Origin of the sequence: Clostridium sardiniense (assembly GCF_050584765.1) — a bacterium.
GTDB classification, from domain to species: Bacteria; Bacillota; Clostridia; order Clostridiales; family Clostridiaceae; genus Clostridium; species Clostridium sardiniense_A.
Genome location: NZ_JBNOOR010000009.1, coordinates 21,227 through 27,692, shown reverse-complemented (window position 1 = coordinate 27,692; position 6,466 = coordinate 21,227). Strand labels below are relative to the sequence as shown.

8 protein-coding genes and 2 tRNA genes are annotated in these 6,466 nt (G+C 27.8%); 8 read left to right on the top strand and 2 right to left on the bottom strand.

Features of this window, described 5'->3' with window-relative positions; translation table 11 throughout:
- The first annotated feature begins 1 nt into the window (after position 1).
- Positions 2 to 77 (top strand) — tRNA-Phe (locus tag ACQPUW_RS16930).
- Between the two features lie 5 nt (positions 78 to 82).
- Positions 83 to 156, top strand: a tRNA-Cys gene (locus ACQPUW_RS16925).
- Positions 157 to 299: 143 nt separating this feature from the next.
- On the opposite strand, the gene ACQPUW_RS16920 is transcribed toward ACQPUW_RS16925, so the two are convergent.
- Both ACQPUW_RS16920 and ACQPUW_RS16915 read right to left on the bottom strand, forming a co-directional pair.
- Positions 300 to 1,208, bottom strand: coding sequence for a S66 peptidase family protein (locus ACQPUW_RS16920; RefSeq protein ID WP_430838629.1), 909 nt, complete (start codon positions 1,206 to 1,208; stop codon positions 300 to 302).
- Between the two features lie 79 nt (positions 1,209 to 1,287).
- A complete protein-coding gene (locus tag ACQPUW_RS16915) occupies positions 1,288 to 2,235 on the bottom strand; it encodes a magnesium transporter CorA family protein (protein ID WP_430838628.1) in 948 nt (315 codons plus the stop codon).
- 294 nt (positions 2,236 to 2,529) lie between these two features.
- Here ACQPUW_RS16915 and ACQPUW_RS16910 point away from each other — a divergent pair, with 294 nt between their 5' ends.
- The 6 genes from ACQPUW_RS16910 to ACQPUW_RS16885 all read left to right on the top strand — a co-directional run bounded on the left by ACQPUW_RS16910 (position 2,530) and on the right by ACQPUW_RS16885 (position 6,459).
- Positions 2,530 to 3,072 carry a hypothetical protein gene (locus ACQPUW_RS16910; RefSeq protein ID WP_430838627.1) on the top strand — a complete coding sequence of 181 codons (543 nt, stop codon included), beginning with the start codon at positions 2,530 to 2,532 and terminating at the stop codon, positions 3,070 to 3,072.
- A gap of 273 nt (positions 3,073 to 3,345) precedes the next feature.
- Positions 3,346 to 3,534, top strand: coding sequence for a sigma factor G inhibitor Gin (locus ACQPUW_RS16905; RefSeq protein ID WP_430838626.1), 189 nt, complete (start codon positions 3,346 to 3,348; stop codon positions 3,532 to 3,534).
- A gap of 18 nt (positions 3,535 to 3,552) precedes the next feature.
- Positions 3,553 to 4,194 (top strand): dTMP kinase, encoded by a 642-nt coding sequence (gene tmk, locus ACQPUW_RS16900; RefSeq protein ID WP_430838625.1) that lies wholly within the window; start codon positions 3,553 to 3,555, stop codon positions 4,192 to 4,194.
- Between the two features lie 71 nt (positions 4,195 to 4,265).
- Positions 4,266 to 4,595, top strand: coding sequence for a cyclic-di-AMP receptor (locus ACQPUW_RS16895; protein ID WP_430838624.1), 330 nt, complete (start codon positions 4,266 to 4,268; stop codon positions 4,593 to 4,595).
- 24 nt (positions 4,596 to 4,619) lie between these two features.
- Positions 4,620 to 5,549, top strand: coding sequence for a DNA polymerase III subunit delta' (locus ACQPUW_RS16890; RefSeq protein ID WP_430838623.1), 930 nt, complete (start codon positions 4,620 to 4,622; stop codon positions 5,547 to 5,549).
- A gap of 4 nt (positions 5,550 to 5,553) precedes the next feature.
- Positions 5,554 to 6,459 carry a PSP1 domain-containing protein gene (locus ACQPUW_RS16885; RefSeq protein WP_430838622.1) on the top strand — a complete coding sequence of 302 codons (906 nt, stop codon included), beginning with the start codon at positions 5,554 to 5,556 and terminating at the stop codon, positions 6,457 to 6,459.
- Positions 6,460 to 6,466 lie beyond the last annotated feature (7 nt).

Here is a 6,466-nt window from a genome sequence, read left to right as displayed (position 1 = left end):
TGGCTCGATAGCTCAGTTGGTAGAGCAGCGGATTGAAGATCCGCGTGTCGTAGGTTCGATTCCTACTCGAGCCACCACATATGGCGCTATAGCCAAGTGGTAAGGCAGAGGTCTGCAAAACCTTTATCCCCGGTTCAAATCCGGGTGGCGCCTCCAAAAGAGGAAAACCTGTAAACTAATGTTTACAGGTTTTTATTTTTTTAAGACTTTTCTAAGATAACTGAACAAAAGAAAATATAGAAGTTATCCACGTAATACATGATATATTGTTAGTATATCTTTTAGTTTGTGGATTATTTTTATTTTAAAGCATTTTCGCATAATACTAGTTTGCTAGTATTTTTATCATATGTTGCTTTACAGCCGATAGGAAAAATTAGATTTGGATATGAATGCCCAAAAGGTATACCATATATAATAGGTATATTTAAAGGGATTAATCTTTTCTTTATTACTTCTAAAGTTGTAAAACTTTCTTCATAATTATCTAAGGAACATCCAGTCATGTGTCCAATTAAAATAGCCTTACATTTATTTAATTTAGAAGATAATATAAGTTGAGTTAATAATCTATCTATTACATATGGAGCTTCATTAATTTCTTCTAATAATAATATAGATTTATCTAAATTAACTTCATATGGAGTACCAATTGAAGAGCATATCATAGATAAATTTCCACCCATTAATCTTCCACTAAAATAGTCATTATTATATTTAGCACAATTAGATAAATCATATATTGTTCCTTTACTAGGATTAAACATCATTCTTTTAAAATAAGATAGAGTAAGAATATCATTAAAATCCGATTTAACCATTGGACCGTGAAATGTAATCAAATTATTATTAGCAAAATAATTTAAAAGTATAGTTATATCACTGTAGCCACAGAAAAATTTGGGGTTTTTCTTAATAGATGACATATTTATATGAGGAAGAGTCCTTATAGAACCATAACCACCTCTATAACATATGATTCCATCGATTGAATCATCTTCAAACATATCAGTTATTTCTTTAGCTCTATCATAATCGCTTCCACATAAGTATCCATTTTTATCATATATGTGATTTCCAAGTACTACATTGAATCCAAGAGTTTCAAATTGACTTACATAAGTATCTATACTATCTCTTGGACTACAAGAAGCTGGTGCAATAATACCAAGTGTAGAGTTATTACTTAAAATTTTTCCTTTAAGCATATATGATCCCCCTAAAAAAAGAGAGCCATAAATAGCTCTCTATTAATTTAGTATATATTATGCTTTTTTTAATAAATTGTTATCTAAACATATCCTTTTTATATAAAACCCATGCAACAATTCCACAAATAAAGAATGTCATAAACATTATTGTATAGAATGCAGCAGGATCATCAGGGGAGAATGGTAACCATACGTTCATACCAAATATTCCACCTATTATTGTTGGAATGGCCATAAGAATTGTAACTGAAGCAAGAACTTTCATTACTATATTAAGATTATTTGAGATTACAGATGCAAAGAAATCCATTGTACTTGCTAATATATTACTATATATTTCTGTCATTTCAATTGCCTGTTTATTCTCTATGATTACATCTTCTAATACATCCTTATCATCTTCATACTTTTGCATTATATCTAGTTTAAGCATTTTTTCTAATGTTATTTCATTAGCTTTTAATGATGTTGAGAAGTATACCAATGATTTTTCAAGAGAGTGCAATTGTATAAGTTCTCTATTTTTCATTGATTTATGAAGTCTTTTTTCTATCATTAAACTTTTTTTATCAATTTGTCTTAAATATAGTAGATAATATGTAGAAATTCTATTTAATATTTGAAGTGTAAATCTAGATTTCTTAAAGGTAAAAAATGATTTTATTCTTCCATTTATAAAATCAGTTAATACTTTACTATTTTTAAGGCATACTGTTATAAGCTGTTTTTCTGTATGAATTATTGAAAGTGGATATGTATCATAAGTAAGTGAATTATCTTCCATTTCAGTGAATGGAATATCGACTATTATTGAAATAGCATCATCTTCTATATCTATACGAGAGGTTTCCTCGTCATCTAATGAAGCTTTAAGGAAATCTAATGATACTCCTGTTTTATTTGAAATCAAAATAAGCTCTTCATCTGAAGGTGCAACTATATTTATCCAGCAACCTTGCTCAATATTATCAAGTTGCTTAAGAGTTTTATTATCTTCACTAATGGTTTTAAATATTTGGATCATGATCAAACCTCCATTTGTATTCTTTTATATTATACTCTTAAATAGATAAATATAAAATAAGTACTTTTAAAATACAAAATATAAAATAATATTGAAAATTCATTATGATAATAATCGCATATAGTAGCAATTAATAATAAAGGTTAGAGAAATAAAGATAAAGTAATGCTAATGCCTAATACAGCCTAATAATAATCAATTTTGACTTATATTAGCGTGGAATAAAGTTCAATTTGCTAGTATAATCAGATTTAGTATTTATAAATAATTCATTAAATCATGGGGGATTTAAATATGATGCACAGAGAAATAGTTGCTAGAAAGAAGGCTCATGTAATTGTATTAGTATTGTTCGTAATAACATTTATGCTATATGCACAAGAGGGCCTTAAATTTATTGATTTTCATAGCAATAAAACATTAACTATTTGTAATATAGCTTTAGCAGCTTTGACTATTTTAATTATTATAAGAGAATTTATTAGCTGTACAGTTTCATATAAATATGCTTTAATAGCGAATAAACTCATAATAAATAAGATTTTTTCTAAAGAAGAAAAAAATCTAGCAAGTATAAAAATATCAGACATTGTATATATAGGTAAGAAAAATGGACAACCTAAAGAATATGATGCAAAGTCTATAGGAAATTATACTTGTGATAAATTAAAAATTGATCAATACTGTTGTGTATATAAATTCAAAGAAAACTATTATAAATTCTATTTTCAACCAAGTGACTGTTTTATTAGAAGGGTTGAAAGACATATAAAAAGTACAAAAAACAATGATACAAAGAATATAACTAACTTGAATACTACAAACTCTCAAGCATAATAGCTTGGGAGTTTTTTATTTGCAGCGAGATTTATTTATGACTGAGAAATTTGTGATAATCTTATAAAAGCAATTAAGATAAATTATATAAATATTAAGCCTTGAAAGTGTAGTAAGATAAAATATTTCATATATATGATAATTAAAAGTTATTTATTAAAAGTCCTCTATAATGTGCTTCTATAACATAAAAAATTATAGGGAGTGGATTTGTATAAAAAGTATTTTAATTGTTAAGAATTAAAATATATTTTTATTTAGGGGGTTTTATTTATGAAAACTTTATTTAACAAAAAAATCAAGGAAAATGTTTGTGGAATCTGTGGAAATGTTAGTGATAATGGTATAATTATAAAAGGAAATTTGATATGTCCAAATTGTGAGATTGATATATTAAATACAGAACCAGGAGATAATGAATATAATGATTATGTTCATAAGATAAAAAATATATTGAAATAAAGAAAGAGGTATACAGACGTGAAGAAAGGATTATTTATTGTATTTGAAGGCGGCGAAGGCTCAGGTAAGAGTACAATGATAGACAAGGTATACGAATGGCTTAGAGAGTGTGATTATGATTGCATAAAGACAAGAGAGCCAGGTGGAATAAGTATAGCTGAACAAATAAGAGAAGTAATTTTAAATAAAGAAAATACAAAGATGGATGGAAAAACAGAGGCATTACTTTATGCAGCAGCAAGAAGACAACATTTAGTTGAGAAGGTTATTCCAGCTTTAGAAAATGGACAAGTAGTTTTATGCGATAGATTTGTGGATTCATCATTAGCTTACCAAGGATATGCTAGAGGTCTCGGAATAGAAGAAGTATATGAAATAAATAAATTTGCTATCGGAGATTGCATGCCGAATATTTCTATATTGTTTGATATAAGTCCAGAAGTAGGTATGGAAAGAATAAAGAAAAATTCTGAAAGAGAAGTAAATAGATTAGATTTAGAAAAGTTAGATTTTCATAATAAAGTTAGAGAAGGATATGATATAATCTATAAAAAAAATAGAAATAGAATTGTCAAAATAAATGCTGATGAATCAATAGATAAAGTATTTGATAACGTAAAAAATATAATTTCTGATTTAATAAAAAATACTGACAAATAAAGGGTTATGGAAAGATATTACTTTGTGGTAAAATGTAATTAGGGTATTTATTAAAGAGTGGAGGTTATTGTATGAAGTTAGTAATAGCTATAGTACATGATGATGATTCAGATGATTTACTAGATATTTTAACGGAGAAAAACTTTGGAGTTACAAAACTTGCAACTACGGGTGGTTTTTTAAAATCTGGGAATACCACATTGTTGATAGGTGTAGAAGAAGATAAGACTGAAAAAGTTATAGATATAATAAAAGATGTTTGTAAGAAACGTAAGGAAGTTGTTACAACACCAGCACCTATCACAGGAAATGCTGGAATGTGTATACAATATCCTATTGAAGTGCAAGTTGGAGGAGCAACTGTATTTGTTATAGATGTAGACCAATTTGTAAAGATATAAGTATAATACAAAGGAGCGAGTGTATTGGAGAAATTTATAGGACATAATAAAGTTATTGAAGGATTCATGAAAAGAGCAGAAAGCAATACACTATCTCATGCTCACTTAATTGCAGGAAGAGATGGAATAGGTAAGAGTATTCTAGCAGATATATTTGTATCAAAGATACTTAATAAAGAAGTTGGAAAAGAACATGTAGATGCTATTCATTACAGAAATAAGAGAGCATCAATGGGGGTTTCTGAAGTTAGAGAAATAATTGAAGAAGTTAATAAGAGGCCTTATGAGGGTGATAAGAAGGTAATTATTATATATGACTCAGAAAAACTAACAGCTCAAGCGCAAAATGCACTTTTAAAAACAATAGAAGAACCACCAAATGGGGTTTATATTCTATTACTTACAACTAATTTAGAAATAATATTAGATACAATAAAATCTAGATGTCAGATATATAAGCTTACCCCTCTCAATAAAGAAGAAATGGTTGAACTTATTAAATCAAAACATGAGCTAGGCGAAGAGCAATTACTATCTTTGCTTGCTTACTCAGAAGGAATACCTGGAAGAGCAGAAAGATTTTTAAAAGATCCTGAGCTTCAAACTCTTAGAAATCTTATAATAGATATGCTAAGAGATATTAACAATAATGAAATAGATGTAACCATAAAGTACGAAAAGGCATTTCAAAATTACAAAGATGAAAAGGAAGAGTTATTAAACATAATTTCAACTTTCATAAGAGATATCATTCTTTATAAAGAGATTAATGATAAGAAACTTATAATTAATTCAGATAAAAGTAATGAGATTGAAGAGTTAATAGAAATGATGTCATATAGAAAATTAAATGGAATGCTAAAATATATAGAAGAGGCAAGAGTGAATTTAAAGCATAATACTAATTTTTCTATGACTATTAGTATTATGCTTATGGGTTTTTTGGAGGTATAATTACATGATAAAGGTAATCGGAGTAAGATTTAAAAAAGCTGGGAAAATATATTATTTTGATCCAAATGAATTAAACATAAATAAAGAGGATTATGTAATAGTTGAAACAGCTAGAGGAATTGAGTTTGGGCAATGTGTAATTGGAATAAAAGAAGTAAATGAAGATGATATAATAGCACCTTTAAAGAGTGTTTTAAGGGTAGCTGATGATGAAGATATAAAGAGACATAGTGACAATAAGGCTAAAGAAGAGGATGCTTTAAGAATTTGTACAGAAAAGATATGGGATCATGGGCTTATGATGAAGCTTATAGATGTTGAATATACTTTTGATAATAATAAGGTAATATTCTATTTTACAGCTGATGGTAGAGTAGATTTTAGAGATTTAGTTAAGGATCTAGCAACTATATTTAAGACAAGGATTGAGCTTAGACAAATTGGTGTTAGAGATGAAGCTAAAATGATAGGTGGACTTGGACCATGTGGAAGACCAATGTGTTGTTCATCATTCTTAGGTGATTTTGCATCAGTTTCAATAAAGATGGCAAAAGAACAAAATTTATCTTTAAATCCAACGAAGATATCAGGAATATGTGGAAGATTAATGTGCTGTTTAAACTACGAACAAAGTACATATGAAGAAATAAGAAAAGAACTTCCTAAGGTTGGATCTATTGTAAGGACTTCAGAAGGAACTGGGGAAGTTATACAAAACAATGTAGTTAAAGAAAGTGTAAAAGTCAAATTAAAGAGAAAAGATGAAGAGATTTTAGAAACATTTAATATAAAAGATGTTAAATTAATTAAAGGTAGTTATGAAGATAGCATAGAGGATTCAGACATAAGAATTGAAGTAGAAACTGAAGAAGATAAGAAGCTTATAAAACAACTTATAAAAGAAAAATAGGAGGACA